3 pseudogenes are annotated in these 1,661 nt (G+C 47.2%); 2 read left to right on the top strand and 1 reads right to left on the bottom strand.

The features are described from left to right. Window positions 1-139: 139 nt before the first annotated feature. Both AiwAL_RS20130 and AiwAL_RS20125 read left to right on the top strand, forming a co-directional pair. Window positions 140-376 (top strand): annotated as a pseudogene (locus AiwAL_RS20130) (ATP-binding protein); the annotation flags it as partial. Window positions 377-490: 114 nt separating this feature from the next. Beyond that, window positions 491-1,435: pseudogene (locus AiwAL_RS20125) on the top strand (APC family permease); the annotation flags it as partial. Between the two features lie 108 nt (window positions 1,436-1,543). On the opposite strand, the pseudogene AiwAL_RS20120 reads toward AiwAL_RS20125, so the two are convergent. Continuing rightward, a pseudogene (locus AiwAL_RS20120) lies at window positions 1,544-1,661 on the bottom strand (IS5/IS1182 family transposase); the annotation flags it as partial.

Genomic DNA, 1,661 nt, shown 5'->3' with positions numbered 1-1,661 from the left:
GGGAGAACCACGCTACCCTGCGCAGCATCGGTTATGTTGAGCGGGGGCGATCCACGACGTTAACTAAGGCCGGGAAACGGCCTCGACTCCACATCACTGCGCGCTGCACATAAGTCGAGTCACGTTGAGCTCAACGTGACTCGATGAACTCGGCTACCTGCCGTTCAGCCAACCGGGGGCACAGCTACTGTTCCACCTGATCAGCAAGCTCTACGAAAACACCTCCCTGCTGATCACCACGAATCTCGCCTTTGCCGATTGGCCGCAAGTTTTTGGCGACGCCAAGATGACCACCGCCATGCTCGACCGCCTGACCCACCATTGCGATATCATCGAAACCAGCAACGAAAGCTGGCGCTTCAAACACCGAAGCTGACCAAAAACCCTCCCCCAGACCCCCACCCGGCTTATCCACGTGGGTGCACAGGCCCCCCCACGCCCTCCGCCGCTTGCGCTCGATGGCGCGCGTCGAAGGCCGCGGGTCCCCCCTATGCACTACGTGGATAAGCCCCCTCCACTAACGCCATACCTAACGACGAAGGGGGTCGGAATTGGACGCAAAAAAGGGGTCACGGTTGGACGCGATTTGACAACATGGATACAATATAGTATTCAGCAAATGCTTGGTTATACTATTAATTGGATTTTGTTAATGTTTATGTTTTCTTTAATAGCCGTTTATCTCCGTATTCTGGGAGTCACTATTTCGTCAAAACTTGCGATCGCGCTATTTGCTTTCGAAACTGCGGTGCTGTTGGTAGCATCACTCGCAATGATAGCCACACACCTTCGTTTTATTTCTATACAACCGTTTAGTTTTATAAAATTATTTGGAAATTTTAGCGATCTTGGGCTGGCATTTCCTTTGGCAGTATATCCATTTCTGGGTTCGAGTAATGCAGCTGCCATGGCTGAAGAGGCGAAGAGGCCTCATTCTACTATTAGGATAGCGGTTTTTTCGGCTACAATATTTGCCTTGTTATTATATGTTTTCTGTGTTTATGCTACAATCATTGGGTCTGGATTTAATAAAAAACTACTTACTCATGGAAACTACCCATTGATATCTGTCGCCGATCACGCATTGGGAAATTTTTCGTTTATTCTTCTTATTGCCGGGATTACAAGTACAATATCTCTGACTATTGTCATCATGAATGCGATATCTCGAGTAATTTACAATCTTTCAAAAGAAGGTGTTTTACCGATCAGTCTATCAAATGTTCATAGCCAGAGGGGAACGCCGTATATTTCACTTTATTTTGTTTTTAGCAGTTCAATTATTGTCGCCCTTGTGCTTGGATCTATCTTTGGTCCAACTAATGCATTTAATTGGACGGGAACCCTTGGGACGATTCCATTGATTGTAGTATTTCTAATAGTTAACGCGGCTCTTCCATTTTATTTTTACAAAAATCATCGTGCAGATTTTTCGATAATATTCCACTTATTATTTCCGTTGTTCGGTAGTATAGTGTATTTAGTTCCACTGTACGCGTCTGTGGAACCCGGGCAACCAACTCCTAAGAGTCTGACTCGGAACTCATGTGTAACGAGCGAGTCGGCGGGTGAGGAGCATGACGGATGCGGCGTAGAGGAAGGCGGTAGCGGAATGGATTGTACCCTCGAAATCCTTTGCCAGACGCCGGTTCCGGTTGAGC

Source organism: Acidiphilium sp. AL, assembly GCF_025499445.1.
Taxonomy (GTDB): Bacteria; Pseudomonadota; Alphaproteobacteria; order Acetobacterales; family Acetobacteraceae; genus Acidiphilium; species Acidiphilium iwatense.
This window is presented reverse-complemented; position numbering and strand designations above follow the sequence as displayed.